The sequence below is a fragment of the Streptomyces sp. NPDC046831 genome, assembly GCF_040645305.1.
Classification (GTDB): domain Bacteria; phylum Actinomycetota; class Actinomycetes; order Streptomycetales; family Streptomycetaceae; genus Streptomyces.
Genome location: NZ_JBEYXZ010000036.1, coordinates 14,380 through 28,021, shown reverse-complemented (window position 1 = coordinate 28,021; position 13,642 = coordinate 14,380). Strand labels below are relative to the sequence as shown.

The following is a 13,642-nucleotide window of genomic DNA, read 5'->3' as shown; positions in this document are numbered from 1 at the left end:
CGGACCCGCCGGACACGGGGCAGCCGCCGCGAGCCCCCGTCGGCCCAGGCCGAACACCGCGCGTCAGTCCGGGGCCACACCGCGCGTCAGTCCGGGGCGCACACCGCGCGTCAGTCCGGGGCGCACACCGCCCGTCGGTCCAGCCGCCGCGAGCCCCCGTCGGCCTGGGCCGCGCACCGGCCGTCAGTCCGGGCGGCACACCGGCCGTCAGTCCGGGCCGCGCACCGGCCGTCGTCCACCCCACGTGCCCCCGTCAGTCCAGCCAGTGCCGCCGGCCCAGGCTGATCAGGCGCAACTGCCGGGTCGCCAGCCGGGCCACGCGTTCCCGCTCCTCCCACGGAGCGTCCAGGGCCTCCAGGAACAGGGAGGCCGTCACCAGCATCTGGTCCACGTACAGGTGCGCCAGCATCAGCAGGTCGGCGTCGTCCCAGCCCGCGGACTCCCGGTCCTTGGCGAGTTCGTCCTTCACCTCCCGCGCGAACCGGGCCAGTTGCTCCCGGATGGCGTCCCGGACCTGCTGCACCCCGCCGTGCCGCTCCCGCGCGACGAACCGGACGTGGGCGGCGTGCGCCTCCACATGACGGGCGATCACCTCGACGGCGCGGGCGATGCGCTCCCCGCTGTCGTCCGCCGTGGACACCGCCGTCCGGATCATCGGGTGCAGGCTGCCCAGGGCCTCCTCGACCAGGGCCACACCGAGGTCCGCCGTGGAGCGGAAGTGCCGGTAGAAGGCCGTGGGCGCGACGCCGACAGCGCGCGTGACCTCGCGCAGACCCAGGCTGCTCAGGCTCTGCTCCTCCAGCAGCGCCAGCGCCGCGTCGAGGAGCGCCTGCCGGGTCCGCTGCTTCTGCGCCTGCCGGACGCCGGGGGTGTGACTCATGCCATGCAGTTAACAACTGTTCTCCGGAATTGCAAAGACCGGTGGCGCGCTAGACTGGAGAGTCAGTGAACAAATGTAACCACAAGCGTTCACCGAAACGCTCCGGGAGTTCACCCGAACGTCCTCGGACGCACACCGGAGGGGGATCCGATCCCATGCTGTTCCTCGTCGCCGCACTCATGCTGTTCGGCGTCGTCATGGGCACCGTGGCCCACGCGCCGCTCGGCTTCAGCGCCGTCGCCGCCGCCGTCATCGCCGTCTGGCTCACCGTCTTCGCGTTCCGCGAGCGGCACGGCCGCCGGCGGGGCACGTCCGCCCGCTGACCACCCGTCCCGTCCCACCGACCGTCGGGAGTGACCACCATGCACCTGACCGCACCGGCCGCCCGCCGTACCGGGATCCGAGACGTCGACGGCATGGCCGTCGCGTCCTTCGTCCTCGGCCTGCTCGGCCTCCTGGTCCTCAACGTCTTCCTCGGCCCGATCGCCATCGCCCTCGCCGGCGCCGCCCTGTTGCGGGGCACGGCCCGCCGCGGCCGCGCGCTGCTGGGGCTGGTCCTGGGCGTCGCCGACCTGCTGGTCCTGCTCGCGTTCGTGCAGGCCGACAGCACTGTCTCCTGGAGCTTCTGAGCCGTCCGGCGGCCGGCCGCGGCCGGCGCCCCGGGGACGACCGGGCGGGCGGGGCGGGCGGCCGTGACGCGGCGCACGCCGGTCCGGGTGCCACGACGGTGGCGCCGTAGAATCGGCCTCACCATGGCATACCTCGACCACGCCGCGACCACCCCGATGCTTCCGGAGGCGGCAGAGGCGCTGACCGCCCAGCTGAGCGTCCTCGGTAACGCCTCCTCCCTCCACGCATCCGGCCGCAGAGCCCGCCGCACGGTCGAGGAGTCGCGCGAGACCCTCGCCGAGGCCCTCGGTGCCCGCCCCAGCGAGGTCGTCTTCACCTCCGGCGGCACCGAGGCGGACAACCTCGCGGTCAAGGGCCTGTACTGGGCCCGCCGCGCTGCCGATCCGGCCCGCGTCCGCGTGCTCGCGAGCCCCGTCGAGCACCACGCCGTCCTCGACGCCGTGCACTGGCTCGGTGAGCACGAGGGCGCCACCGTGGAGTACCTGCCCGTCGACGCCTACGGCCGCGTCCGTCCCGAGGCCCTGCGCGAGGCCATCGCCCGCAACCCCGGCGACGTGGCCCTCGCCACCGTCATGTGGGCCAACAACGAGATCGGCACCGTGCTGCCGGTCCGTGAACTGGCCGAGGTGGCGCGGGAGTTCGACGTCCCGCTGCACGCCGACGCGGTCCAGGCCCTCGGACAGGTCCCGGTCGACTTCGCCGCCTCCGGCCTGGCCGCGATGACGGTCTCCGGGCACAAGATCGGCGGACCGTACGGCATCGGCGCCCTGCTCCTCGGCCGCGAGTACACCCCCGTGCCCGTCCTGCACGGCGGTGGGCAGGAGCGGCACGTCCGCTCCGGCACCCTCGACGCCCCCGCGATCGTCTCCTTCGCGGTGGCCGGCCGGCTGGCCACCGAGCGGCGGGAGTGGTTCGCGCGGGAGATCGGCACCCTGCGGGACGATCTGATCGAGGCCGTCCGCACGGCGGTGCCGGAGGCGATCCTCGGCGGCGATCCGGTGGACCGCCTGCCCGCCAACGCGCACTTCACCTTCCCCGGCTGCGAGGGCGACTCGCTGCTGCTCCTGCTGGACGCCCAGGGCATCGAGTGCTCGACCGGCTCCGCCTGCACCGCGGGCGTCGCCCAGCCCAGCCACGTCCTGCTGGCCACCGGGGCCGATCCCGACCTGGCGCGCGGCACCCTGCGCTTCTCCCTCGGCCACACCTCCACGCCGGCGGACGTCGAGGCGGTCGCGAAGGCCATCGGCCCCGCCGTGGAGCGCGCCCGCGCGGCGGGCCTGAGCTGACAGCGGGGTGCCGGGCCCGGGGCGGCCGGGCCCCGGGCGGGCGAGGACACGAAAGGAACCTACGAGACGGGTTCCCTTCGCCGGCATTGTCCGGATCAGGTTCTCGGGGTCGCCGTCCGGTCTTGCGACCTTCCGGCCTCTCAGCCCGACCGTCGACGTCGGCACCGGCGGACACCGTGGTCTCACGCCGCTGTCGGCTACTCCGGTCGAACTCCCTCACTCGTCCCGTAGGCCTGTATTCAGGATAGAACGGATGAAATCGGGCACAAGAGGGTCGCGCTATTTTTCGGTACCGACGGGTTCCGCTGTGCCGTTTCCGGTCGGCTGCGTCGGCGCGGTGCGCGCCTGCCGCACCAGCCGCAGGTACCGGTCCCAGTCCCAGTGCGGCCCGGGGTCCGTGTGGTCGGTGCCCGGCACCTCGACGTGGCCGACGATGTGCTCCCGGTCCACGGGTATGCCGTAGCGCGCGCAGATCCCCGCCGTCAGCCGCGCCGAGGCGGCGTACATCGCGTCCGTGAAGGACGACGGCCTGTCCACGAAGCCCTCGTGCTCTATGCCCACGCTGCGCTCGTTGTAGGCGCGGCTGCCGGCGTGGAAGGCCACGTCCAGCTCGCGGATCATCTGCGTGACGTGCCCGTCGGCGCCGACGATGTAGTGCGCGGCGGCCTGGTGGGCCGGGTCCTGGAACACCTTCACGGCGCTCGCGTAGCTGCCCTGCGTCACATGCACGACGACCCGGTCGATCGTGTAGTCGTCCGGGCGGTCGGCCCGCCGGTAGTTGGCCGGGGAGGCCGCCACCCAGCGGGCGCCGCGGAAGTCCACCGCGCCCTCCACCCGCGGCCGCTGCGCGCCCGGCAGCCGCCACCACAGGTGGGACAGCTGCCCACGGGCCAGCGCGGCCCCGCCCACGACCGCCGCCGCGCCGCCGATCAGCACCGCCCGCCGTGCCGTCCGCCGGCCCGCCCCGTCCTTCGTCTCCCCCATGTGATCGACAACGGATACGCGCGAGTGACGGTTCCCGCCGCCCCGTACTCTGGAGTGGTTATGACTGAGACCCCGCAGCGCCCCCTCCGCGTCCTCGCCGCCATGTCCGGCGGCGTCGACTCCGCCGTCGCCGCCGCGCGTGCCGCGGAAGCCGGCCACGACGTCACCGGCGTCCACCTCGCGCTCTCCGCGAACCCGCAGTCGTTCCGCACGGGCGCGCGCGGCTGTTGCACCGTCGAGGACTCGCGGGACGCCCGCCGCGCCGCGGACGTCATCGGCATCCCCTTCTACGTGTGGGACCTCGCGGACCGCTTCCGCGAGGACGTCGTGGAGGACTTCGTCGCCGAGTACGAGGCCGGCCGCACGCCCAACCCGTGCCTGCGCTGCAACGAGAAGATCAAGTTCGCCGCGCTGCTCGACAAGGCGCTCGCCCTCGGCTTCGACGCCGTCTGCACCGGCCACTACGCGAAGGTCGTCACGCTGCCCGACGGCACGCGCGAGCTGCACCGCGCCTCCGACATGGCCAAGGACCAGTCCTACGTCCTCGGCGTCCTGGACGACCGGCAGCTGGCGCACGCGATGTTCCCGCTCGGGGACACCGTCACCACCAAGGACGAGATCCGCGCGGAGGCCGAGCGGCGCGGCCTCGCCGTCGCCAGGAAGCCCGACTCGCACGACATCTGCTTCATCGCCGACGGGGACACCCGGGGCTTCCTCGCGAACCGGCTCGGCACGGCGCAGGGCGACATCGTCGACGAGTCCGGCGCCAGGGTCGGCACGCACGAGGGCGCGTACGGCTTCACCATCGGCCAGCGCAAGGGCCTGCGCATCGGCACCCCCGCACCCGACGGCAAGCCCCGCTACGTCCTCGACATCTCCCCGGTGACCAACACCGTCACCGTCGGCCCGGCCTCCGCCCTCGACGTCCAGGCCCTCACGGCGATCAGGCCGCGCTGGTGCGGCGCCGCCCCGGCCGGCCCCGGCACCTACACGGCCCAGCTGCGCGCCCACGGCGGCGAGACCGAGGTGAGAGCCGAACTGGTCGACGGCGAGCTCCGGGTCGCCTTCACCGAGCCGGTGCGCGGGGTCGCCCCCGGCCAGGCGATCGTCCTGTACGACGGCACGCGCGTGGTGGGCTCGGCCACCATCGCGTCGACGGTCCGTGCCACGGCCGGGGCGGCCTGACCGCCGCCCGTTCCGCCGGCGGCGCGCCCGTCCGGGCGTCCGGCTCCCGAGCGCCGTTGCGGTCCCGCCCGTCCTGCCAGTCCCGCCCGTGCTCGGTTCCTCAGGAGCCGAAGAACTCCGCCAGCACCGGCGCCAGCACCTCCGCCTCCACGGCGTGGCTCTGGCCCTCCAGCGTGCGGAACGTGCCCCGCGGCACGAGCTGCGCGACCTGCTGGGCGGCCACCCGCAGCGGGCCGGGACTCGCCCCGCCCGCGGTGGCCAGGACCGGCACGGTGACCGAGGCGAGCAGGTCACGCGGGATCCGGCCGTCGCCCATCACCGCGTCGTCGTAGGCGAGCGTCGGGGCCAGGGCCTCCATGCCCGCCCACAGGGGCGCCTGGCGGGCGTTCGCGACGACCTCCGGGGCCAGCCCGGTGAGCCGGAGGAACAGCTCGACCGCGTCCCCGTGCCGGCCCTGCCCCAGCGCCTCGTTCAGGTCCCTGCTGTACTGCGCGCGCTCCCGCACGCCGTCCTCGTCCAGGACGAAGGGCGGCTCGTACACGGCCACCCGGCGCACCGGCAGCCCGCTCGCCGCCGCCCTGAGCGCCAGCGCACCGCCCGAGGAGATCCCGTACAGGGACGCCTCCCCGCCGACGGCCTCGATCACCGCGGCGAGATCCTCGACCTCGCGCTCCACCGCGTAGGGCGCCGTGTCCCCGCTCCCGCCCCGGCCCCGGCGGTCGTAGACGACCGCCGAGAAGCGCTCCGACAGCGCCGCCGCCAGCGGCGCCAGCGTGCCGCCCGTCGACATCGCGCCGTGGACCAGGACGACCGCGGGGCCCTGTCCGCTGCGGTGATGGGCGAGCGGGGTGCCGTCACGCGAGAGGGTCTTGTTGTCCATGACTGTGAGACTGCCACGCGGGGGCGGGGTCGGCGGGGAGGCGAGGCGCCGGGAGTCAGCCGGTCACGACCTCCACGTCGTAGAAGCAGAGGTGGTCCTTGATCTCGGCGACGCCGGGCTTGGGGTCGGGGTACGCCCACACCAGGTCCGGAGCGTCCGGCAGGGACCAGTACGACGCCGTGCCCTTGAACGGGCAGTGGGTGTGCGTCCCGGACGCGGTCAGCAGGTCCAGGCGCACGTCCTCGGCGGGGAGGTAGTAGCGCGCGGGGCAGCCGGTCTCCCGCAGCACCAGCGGCCGGTCGCTCTCGGCCAGGACCAGGCCGTCGCGGACGACCCGTACGCGCTGCGTGCCGTGCTCGATGGTGATCTCGTGTGCAGAGCCCATGTGAGGGAAGCGCCCGCGGGCCCGCGATTCTTCCCGCGTACCGTTGAGCGCATGAACATCTGCGTCTTCCTCTCCGCCGCCGACCTCGACGACCGCTACACCCGCCCCGCCCGCGACTTCGCCGGGCTGATCGGCAAGGGCGGGCACACCCTGGTCTGGGGCGGCAGCGACAGCGGCCTGATGAAGGTGGTCGCGGACGGCGTGCAGGAGGCGGGCGGCCGGCTCGTCGGGGTCTCGGTCGACTTCCTGTCGGCGAAGGCGCGGCCCGGCGCCGACGAGATGGTCATCGCGCGGGACCTGGCCGAGCGCAAGAAGCTGCTGCTGGAGAAGGCCGACGCGGTGGTGATCCTGGTCGGCGGCACCGGCACGCTCGACGAGGCCACCGAGATCCTGGAGCTGAAGAAGCACGGCCGCACCGACAAGCCGGTGGTGCTGCTCAACACGGCCGGCTTCTGGGACGGGCTGAAGGAGCAGTTCCAGCGCATGGACGCCGAGGGGTTCCTGCCCCGCCCGCTGGCCGAGCTGATGTGCTTCGCCGACGAGCCGGCCGAGGCCATGGCCTACCTGGAGAAGTCGCTCGCGGACCGCTGAGACGGGGGTGCGAGCATGGCGGGCATGGCTACTCATGTGATCACCGGTGCCGGTTCCGGCATCGGCGCGGCCGTCGCCCGCCGCCTGCACGCGCGCGGGGACGAGGTCGTGCTGCACGCACGCGACGCGGCCCGGGCGAAGGAACTGGCGGCCGCGTTCCCCGGCGCGCGGACCCTGGTCGGCGACCTGGCGGACCCCGACCGGCTCAGCTGGGCCCTGTCCCACCAGACACTGCCGGACCGCGTGGACTCGCTGCTGCACATCGCGGGCGTGGTCGATCTCGGCCCGGTGGGCGAGCTCACCCCGAAGACCTGGCGCCACCAGCTCGACGTCAACCTGATCGCGCCCGCGGAGCTGACCCGGCTGCTGCTGCCGCAGCTGCGCGCGGCCCGCGGCCACGTCGTCTTCGTCAACTCGGGCGCCGGCCTGAACGCCAACGCCGACTGGGCCGCGTACGCCGCGTCCAAGCACGGCCTGAAGGCCCTCGCCGACTCCCTGCGCCAGGAGGAGCACGCGGCCGGCGTCCGGGTCACCTCCGTCTACCCGGGCCGCACCGCGAGCCCGATGCAGGCCAAGGTCCACCAGCAGGAGGGCAAGGAGTACGACCCGGACCGGTGGATCGACCCGGAGTCCGTCGCGACGGCCCTCCTCATGGCCCTCGACCTCCCGCGGGACGCCGAGGTCAACGACCTGACCGTGCGCCCGGGGCGGTGACGCGGCCCGGCCGCTCCGGCCCGCCTCGACGGCGCCCGGAGGCGGCCGCGGCGGCCCGCTCGAGCGGCGTTCCGTAGGCTTCCCGCGTGAGTGAGAACAGCGAGTTCAGGTTCGCGGCCGCCACCGGCGTCGGATCCCTGCCCGGCGGGGACGCCCGGGAGGCCGCCAGGACCGTCACCGGGACCTTCGAGGACTTCCCCTTTCTGCCGGAGCTGCCCGCGCGCGGGCCCGGCGCGGACATGATCGGACGGACCGCGGGGATGCTCGTCGAGCTCTACGCGCGCGTGGAGCCCAGCGGGTGGCGGCTCGGGGACCGGCCGGGCCGGGACACCCGGCGGGCGCGCTCGTGGCTCGGCGAGGACCTCGACGCGCTGGAGGAGTTCACCCAGGGCTACGAGGGCCCGCTGAAGGTGCAGGCCGTCGGGCCGTGGACGCTCGCCGCCAACCTGGAGCTGAGGAACGGCGAGGCCGCCCTCTCCGACCCCGGCGCCTGCCGCGACCTCGCCGCCTCCCTCGCCGAGGGGCTGCGCCTGCACCTGGCCGAGGTGCGGCGGCGCGTGCCGGGGGCGCGGCCCGTCCTCCAGCTCGACGAGCCCTCCCTGACCGCGGTGCTGCGCGGCCGGGTGCGGACCGCCAGCGGCTACCGGACCCACCGGGCCGTGGACCGGCAGGCCGTCGAGGCGGCGCTGCGCGACGTCGCGGGCGTCCACCGCGGCCCGGTCGTCGTGCACTCGTGCGCCCCGGACGTCCCGTTCGCGCTGCTGCGCCGGGCCGGCGTCGACGGCATCTCCTTCGACGTCTCGCTCCTCACCGAGCGTGACGACGAGGCGATCGGGGAAGCCGTGGAAGGGGGTACCCACCTCTTCGCCGGTGTGGTCCCGTCGGCGGAGGGCCCGTTGTCGGACCCTGCGGGTAGCGTCATGGGTGTCAGGACGCTGTGGCGCAGGCTGGGACTGCGTCCGGGGCTTCTCCCGGAGACGGTCACCGTGACCCCGGCGTGCGGGCTCGCGGGCGTTTCTCCCGCGTACGCACGCCAGGCGCTCGCCCACTGCGTCCGGGCGGCGAGATCACTCGCGGACAACCCAGAGTAACGGGAGGACAACACGGTGGCCGGCGACAAGCAAGCGGAGACGACGGTGCCCGCCGAGGCACGGGAGAAGCACGCGCAGCTCGCGGAGCAGGTCGAGGAGCACCGCTTCCGGTACTACGTGAAGGACGCGCCCGTCATCAGCGACGCCGAGTTCGACCGGCTCCTGCGCTCCCTGGAGGCGCTGGAGGAGGAGTACCCGGAGCTGCGCACGCCCGACTCGCCGACCCAGAAGGTCGCGGTGGCGTACGAGACGGGCCTCGCGGAGGTCGTGCACCGCGAGCGCATGCTCTCCCTGGACAACGTCTTCGACGACGCGGGGCTCGCCGCCTGGGCCGACCGTGTCGCCAAGGACGTCGGCACACCCGACCACCACTTCCTGTGCGAGCTCAAGGTCGACGGCCTCGCGGTGAACCTGACGTACGAGGACGGCCGGCTCACCCGGGCGGCCACCCGCGGCGACGGCCGGGTCGGGGAGGACATCACGCCCAACGTCAAGACGATCGCGGAGATCCCGCACCGGCTGCGCGGCGACTCCGTCCCGCGCCTGGTGGAGATCCGGGGCGAGGTGTACTTCCCGATGGAGGCCTTCCAGGACCTCAACGCGCGCCGGGTGGCCGCCGGCGAGAAGCCGTACGCCAACCCCCGCAACTCCGCCTCCGGTTCGCTGCGCCAGAAGGACCCGAAGGTCACGGCGACGCTGCCGCTGCACATGGTCGTGCACGGCATCGGCGCGCTGGAGGGCTTCGAGGGCTTCTCCCGGCTCTCCGAGGCCTACGGCCTGCTCGAGTCCTGGGGCCTGCCCACGTCCCCGCACAACCGGGTGGTCGACGACCTCGACGGCGTGCGCGAGTTCATCGCCCACTACGGCGAGCACCGTCACTCCGTGGCGCACGAGATCGACGGCGTCGTCGTGAAGCTCGACGAGATCCCGCTCCAGGGCCGGCTCGGCTCCACCTCGCGTGCCCCGCGCTGGGCCATCGCGTACAAGTACGCGCCGGAGGAGGTCAACACCAAGCTCGTCAACATCCGGGTGGGAGTGGGCCGGACGGGCCGGGTCACGCCGTACGCGCAGGTCGAGCCGGTGACCGTGGCCGGCTCCGAGGTCGAGTTCGCCACGCTGCACAACCAGGACGTGGTCAAGGCCAAGGGCGTCCTGATCGGCGACACGGTGGTGCTGCGCAAGGCCGGTGACGTCATCCCGGAGATCCTCGGCCCGGTCGTCGACCTGCGGGACGGCACCGAGCGCGAGTTCGTGATGCCGTCGGAGTGCCCCGAGTGCGGGACGCCGCTGAGGCCGATGAAGGAGGGCGACGTCGACCTGCGCTGCCCGAACGCGCGGGCGTGCCCGGCCCAGTTGCGTGAGCGCCTGTTCTACCTCGCCGGCCGCAAGGCGCTGGACATCGAGCACTTCGGCTACGTCGCCGCGGCCGCCCTCACCAAGCCGCTGGAGCCCGCCGAGCCGCCGCTGAAGGACGAGGGCGACCTCTTCGACCTCACCGTCGAGCAGTTGCTGCCCATCAAGGCGTACGTGCTCGACCAGGACAGCGGTCTGCCCAAGCACGACCCGAAGACCGGCGAGGAGAAGGTCGTCACGGTCTTCGCCAACCAGCAGGGCGAACTGAAGAAGAACGCGCAGGCGATGCTGGACAACATCGCCGCCGCCAAGGAGCGTCCCCTCGCCCGGATCCTCACCGGCCTGTCGATCCGTCATGTCGGGCCGGTCGCCGCCGAGGCCCTCGCGCGCGAGTTCCGCTCCGTCGACCGCATCGAACAGGCCAGTGAGGAGGAGCTGGCCGCCACCGACGGCGTCGGCCCGATCATCGCCGCCTCCCTCAAGGAGTGGTTCGCCGAGGACTGGCACCAGGAGATCCTGCGCAAGTGGCGGGCCGCCGGCGTCCGGATGGAGGAGGAGGGCGCCGACGAGGACCGGGGCCCGCGCCCGCTCGAAGGGCTGACCGTGGTGGTCACCGGCACGCTCGAGCGCTTCACGCGCGACGGCGCCAAGGACGCGCTGCAGAGCCGGGGAGCGAAGGTGACCGGCTCGGTCTCGAAGAAGACCTCGTTCGTCGTGGTGGGTGACAACCCCGGGTCGAAGTACGACAAGGCGATGCAGCTCAAGGTGCCGGTGCTGAACGAGGGAGGTTTCGCCGTCCTGCTGGACCGGGGACCGGACGCCGCGGCCGAAGTCGCCCTTCCGACCGAGGAGTAGCGGTTGAAGGCCATCCGATCGGCGCATACCAGTTGCATACGGGTGGCCGGGGCGCATTCGGGCAACCGTCGGCGACCGCTGCCCGTGACGGCCTTCAGCGGCCTACTGTTGAGGTTGCCACCTGCCGTGCCCAGCTGCGGTCGGGGCCTCCCCGCGCACATCACGGGCGCGGGGAAGGGGTTTCCAACGCGGTGCCGCCGCAGGGGAGTCGGGCACCGGGCCGCGTGGCGTGGGCACCGCCGGTTGTGAGAGGGACGGGAATGGAACCGACCGAGAGCGCCACCGCGCCCTCGCGGTTGCGCCGGATGACCGGCGCATGGCGGGGGTGCCGGCGGCTGACTTCGGAGCGTGCGGGCACGGAGGCGTGCGCCCTCGGGCCGTACGCCGTCACCGAGGCGCGCGGCTCCGCGCAGCCCGCCGCCGAAGCCGCACCCCGCCCCTCCCATCCCGGCGGCACCGAACGCCGCCGGTCCTGGCCCGCACTGCCCACGGTGGTCGTCGCGGCCGCCGGCCTCGCCCTCGGCGCGGGCCTGTACGGGGCGTTCGCCGGCGGCCGCGCGCTCTTCCCCTCCGGCACCGCCGGCTGGTCCCTGGCCGTGCTCACCGGCGTCATCGTCGGCCACCTCGTCGCGCTCGGCCGCGCCCGCTGGTGGGGCGGCACCGGCTCGGGCGCCGCCCTCACCCTCGCCGCGCTGCTGCTCTACGGCTGGGTCGCGGCCGGCCTGGTCAGCCTCACCGTCGTCGTCCTGGTCGGCGCGGCCCGCCGCCACCGCCGCCGACAGGGCGTGCTCCTCGGCTCCGTCGACCTCCTCGGCATCGGCGCCGGCGCCCTGGTGCTGGGCGCGTCCGGCCGCGTGCCGACCGTGGAGGAGCCCTGGGACCCGGGCACCTGGGACGTCGGCACCGGGGTCCAGGTGGTCCTCGTCGCGGCCGCCTACCTCACGGTCTCCCGCGTCCTGCTGTGGTACCTGAACACCCCGCGCGGGGGCGTGCCCACCGTCGCCCGCACCGCCCTCCTCCGGCACGGCCTGGTCGCGGTCGCGCTGCTCGGCATAGCGCCCCTCATCTGCGTGGTCGCCGTCGCCAAGCCCGTGCTGCTGCCGCTGTTCTCCGTCCCGCTCATCGCCCTGGACTCCACCCTGTGGATGGCCCGCGCCCGAGCCGAGGAGCAGCTGCGCGACCCGCTCACCGGGCTGCCCAACCGGCAGTGGCTGCTGGAGCGGATCTGGACCGCGCTCGACGACGCCGAACGCATCGGCGCCCGGTCCGCCCTGGTGCTGATCGACCTCGACCGCTTCCGGTCCGTCAACGACACACTCGGTCACCTCGCCGGGGACCGGCTGCTGCTCCAGATCGCCGACCGGCTGCGGTTGGCGCTGCCGCGCGGGGCGGAGGCCGCGCGGCTCGGCGGCGACGAGTTCGCCGTGTTACTCCCGGTCGCCGACTCCACCACATCCGCGACCCGGGCCGCCCGCGCGCTGGTCACCGCGCTCAGCTCCCCGCTCGACCTCGACGGGCTCACCCTGGTGCTGGAGGCCAGCGCCGGGGTCGCCGTCTTCCCCGACCACGCCGTGGACGCCGAGGGGATGCTGCGCCGGGCCGACGTGGCGATGTACCAGGCGAAGCGGGACCGCACGGGCGTGGAGGTCTACGAGTCCAAACGGGACTCCAACACGCCCGACCGGCTCGGCCTGCTGGGCGACCTGCGCCGCGCCCTCGACGCGCACGAGGTCGAGCTGCACTACCAGCCCAAGGTCCGCTTCGACGGGCAGGTCGCCGGGCTGGAGGCGCTGGTGCGCTGGGTGCACCCCGAGCGGGGCAAGGTGCCGCCGGACGAGTTCATCGCGATCGCCGAGTCCTCCGGGCTGATGCCCCATCTGACGGAGTACGTGCTGGAGACCGCCCTCGGGCAGGTCGCCGCGTGGCGGGCCGAGGGCCTGGTCGTGCCGGTCGCCGTCAACGTCTCCCCGCGCGACGTCCACAGCCCCGGCTTCGCCGGATCGGTGGCCGCCCGGCTGGCGCGGCACGGCGTCCCGGCCGGAGCGCTGCAACTGGAGATCACCGAGCACGTCCTGCTGGAGGACCCGCAGCGCGCCGCCGACACGCTGCACGCGCTGACCGGGCACGGCGTGAAGATGTCGCTGGACGACTTCGGCACCGGCTACTCCTCGCTGGTGCACCTGCGCCGGCTGCCGGTGAGCGAGCTGAAGATCGACCGTTCGTTCGTGGCCCGGCTGGCCGTGGACACCGAGGACGCCGAGATCGTGCGCTGCACGGTCGACCTCGCGCACTCCCTCGGCCTGCTCGTCGTCGCCGAGGGCGTGGAGGACGACGAGACCTGGGAGCGGCTGCGTGACCTCGGCTGCGACGCCGTCCAGGGATGGCTGGTCGCGGCCGCGATGCCGCCCGGCGAGACCACGGCGTGGCTGCGCGCCCGGGGATCGCGGGGCTGGCAGCGGCCCGCCGCGGCGCTGCCGGCGGCGGCGACCGAGGAGTGACCCACCGAGCCACGCCGCCCGTCCCACGCCCGGCCGCGCCGCCCGGCGTCGCCCGGTCGTGTCGTCCGCCCCGCGAGTGACCTGCCGACCTGCGCCCGGCCGCGCCGTCCGGCCCGGACCGGTCCGCCCACCGGGGCGGCCTGTGCCACTCGACATCCGCCCGGCCGTGCCGATCGCTCGGCGCCCGGCCTCCGGCGCCGCCCGGCCGTGCCGCCCGCCCCGCGAGTGACCTGCCGACCTGCGCCCGGCCGCGCCGTCCGGCCCGGACCGGTCCGCCCACCGGGGCGGCCTGTGCCACTCGACATCCGCC

13 protein-coding genes and 1 riboswitch are annotated in these 13,642 nt (G+C 74.3%); of the genes, 9 read left to right on the top strand and 4 right to left on the bottom strand.

Going from position 1 to position 13,642, the window contains the following annotated elements:
• Positions 1-253 precede the first annotated feature (253 nt).
• Complete coding sequence (locus ABZ920_RS25410) at positions 254-880, bottom strand: TetR family transcriptional regulator (protein WP_361509283.1); 627 nt, start codon at positions 878-880, stop codon at positions 254-256.
• A gap of 155 nt (positions 881-1,035) precedes the next feature.
• Here ABZ920_RS25410 and ABZ920_RS25405 point away from each other — a divergent pair, with 155 nt between their 5' ends.
• From ABZ920_RS25405 to ABZ920_RS25395, 3 genes are all read left to right on the top strand, one after another.
• Positions 1,036-1,203, top strand: coding sequence for a hypothetical protein (locus ABZ920_RS25405; RefSeq protein ID WP_361509280.1), 168 nt, complete (start codon positions 1,036-1,038; stop codon positions 1,201-1,203).
• Positions 1,204-1,242: 39 nt separating this feature from the next.
• Positions 1,243-1,509: a DUF4190 domain-containing protein gene (locus ABZ920_RS25400; protein WP_361509277.1), complete on the top strand. Its 267-nt coding sequence runs from the start codon at positions 1,243-1,245 to the stop codon at positions 1,507-1,509.
• 123 nt (positions 1,510-1,632) lie between these two features.
• Complete coding sequence (locus ABZ920_RS25395) at positions 1,633-2,796, top strand: cysteine desulfurase family protein (protein WP_361509274.1); 1,164 nt, start codon at positions 1,633-1,635, stop codon at positions 2,794-2,796.
• 55 nt (positions 2,797-2,851) lie between these two features.
• Positions 2,852-3,024, bottom strand: a riboswitch (TPP riboswitch).
• Positions 3,025-3,075: 51 nt separating this feature from the next.
• Here the strand turns inward: ABZ920_RS25395 and ABZ920_RS25390 are convergent.
• A complete protein-coding gene (locus ABZ920_RS25390; protein WP_361509271.1) occupies positions 3,076-3,780 on the bottom strand; it encodes an N-acetylmuramoyl-L-alanine amidase in 705 nt (234 codons plus the stop codon).
• A 60-nt stretch (positions 3,781-3,840) separates the two neighbouring features.
• On the opposite strand from ABZ920_RS25390, the gene mnmA reads away from it, so the two are divergent.
• A complete protein-coding gene (mnmA, locus tag ABZ920_RS25385) occupies positions 3,841-4,965 on the top strand; it encodes a tRNA 2-thiouridine(34) synthase MnmA (RefSeq protein ID WP_361509270.1) in 1,125 nt (374 codons plus the stop codon).
• Between the two features lie 100 nt (positions 4,966-5,065).
• Here the strand turns inward: mnmA and ABZ920_RS25380 are convergent, their stop codons facing one another.
• Complete coding sequence (locus ABZ920_RS25380) at positions 5,066-5,845, bottom strand: alpha/beta fold hydrolase (protein WP_361509267.1); 780 nt, start codon at positions 5,843-5,845, stop codon at positions 5,066-5,068.
• A gap of 55 nt (positions 5,846-5,900) precedes the next feature.
• Complete coding sequence (locus ABZ920_RS25375; RefSeq protein ID WP_361509264.1) at positions 5,901-6,230, bottom strand: DUF427 domain-containing protein; 330 nt, start codon at positions 6,228-6,230, stop codon at positions 5,901-5,903.
• A 51-nt stretch (positions 6,231-6,281) separates the two neighbouring features.
• Between ABZ920_RS25375 and ABZ920_RS25370 the strand changes: the two genes are divergently transcribed.
• From ABZ920_RS25370 to ABZ920_RS25350, 5 genes are all read left to right on the top strand, one after another.
• On the top strand, positions 6,282-6,821 hold the full coding sequence (locus ABZ920_RS25370; RefSeq protein ID WP_361509261.1) for a TIGR00730 family Rossman fold protein: 540 nt from the start codon (positions 6,282-6,284) through the stop codon (positions 6,819-6,821).
• Positions 6,822-6,836: 15 nt separating this feature from the next.
• The gene (locus tag ABZ920_RS25365; RefSeq protein WP_361509259.1) at positions 6,837-7,535 is read left to right on the top strand and encodes an SDR family oxidoreductase; all 699 of its coding nucleotides are present in this window, start codon (positions 6,837-6,839) and stop codon (positions 7,533-7,535) included.
• An 86-nt stretch (positions 7,536-7,621) separates the two neighbouring features.
• Entirely contained in the window at positions 7,622-8,626 is a 1,005-nt protein-coding gene (locus ABZ920_RS25360) for a methionine synthase (RefSeq protein WP_361509257.1), read from the top strand.
• 15 nt (positions 8,627-8,641) lie between these two features.
• Complete coding sequence (gene ligA, locus ABZ920_RS25355) at positions 8,642-10,834, top strand: NAD-dependent DNA ligase LigA (protein WP_361509254.1); 2,193 nt, start codon at positions 8,642-8,644, stop codon at positions 10,832-10,834.
• A gap of 260 nt (positions 10,835-11,094) precedes the next feature.
• Entirely contained in the window at positions 11,095-13,332 is a 2,238-nt protein-coding gene (locus tag ABZ920_RS25350) for a bifunctional diguanylate cyclase/phosphodiesterase (RefSeq protein ID WP_361509251.1), read from the top strand.
• Positions 13,333-13,642: the final 310 nt, after the last annotated feature.

Excerpts from the sequence above, each read along its gene's own strand:
- mnmA (WP_361509270.1), top strand. The coding sequence starts at position 3,841 with ATGACTGAGACCCCGCAGCGCCCCCTCCGCGTCCTCGCCGCCATGTCC.
- ABZ920_RS25395 (WP_361509274.1), top strand. The coding sequence starts at position 1,633 with ATGGCATACCTCGACCACGCCGCGACCACCCCGATGCTTCCGGAGGCG.
- ABZ920_RS25370 (WP_361509261.1), top strand. The coding sequence starts at position 6,282 with ATGAACATCTGCGTCTTCCTCTCCGCCGCCGACCTCGACGACCGCTAC.
- ABZ920_RS25400 (WP_361509277.1), top strand. The coding sequence starts at position 1,243 with ATGCACCTGACCGCACCGGCCGCCCGCCGTACCGGGATCCGAGACGTC.
- ABZ920_RS25365 (WP_361509259.1), top strand. The coding sequence starts at position 6,837 with ATGGCGGGCATGGCTACTCATGTGATCACCGGTGCCGGTTCCGGCATC.
- ABZ920_RS25390 (WP_361509271.1), bottom strand. The coding sequence starts at position 3,780 with ATGGGGGAGACGAAGGACGGGGCGGGCCGGCGGACGGCACGGCGGGCG.
- ABZ920_RS25350 (WP_361509251.1), top strand. The coding sequence starts at position 11,095 with ATGGAACCGACCGAGAGCGCCACCGCGCCCTCGCGGTTGCGCCGGATG.
- ABZ920_RS25405 (WP_361509280.1), top strand. The coding sequence starts at position 1,036 with ATGCTGTTCCTCGTCGCCGCACTCATGCTGTTCGGCGTCGTCATGGGC.
- ABZ920_RS25410 (WP_361509283.1), bottom strand. The coding sequence starts at position 880 with ATGAGTCACACCCCCGGCGTCCGGCAGGCGCAGAAGCAGCGGACCCGG.
- ABZ920_RS25380 (WP_361509267.1), bottom strand. The coding sequence starts at position 5,845 with ATGGACAACAAGACCCTCTCGCGTGACGGCACCCCGCTCGCCCATCAC.
- ABZ920_RS25375 (WP_361509264.1), bottom strand. The coding sequence starts at position 6,230 with ATGGGCTCTGCACACGAGATCACCATCGAGCACGGCACGCAGCGCGTA.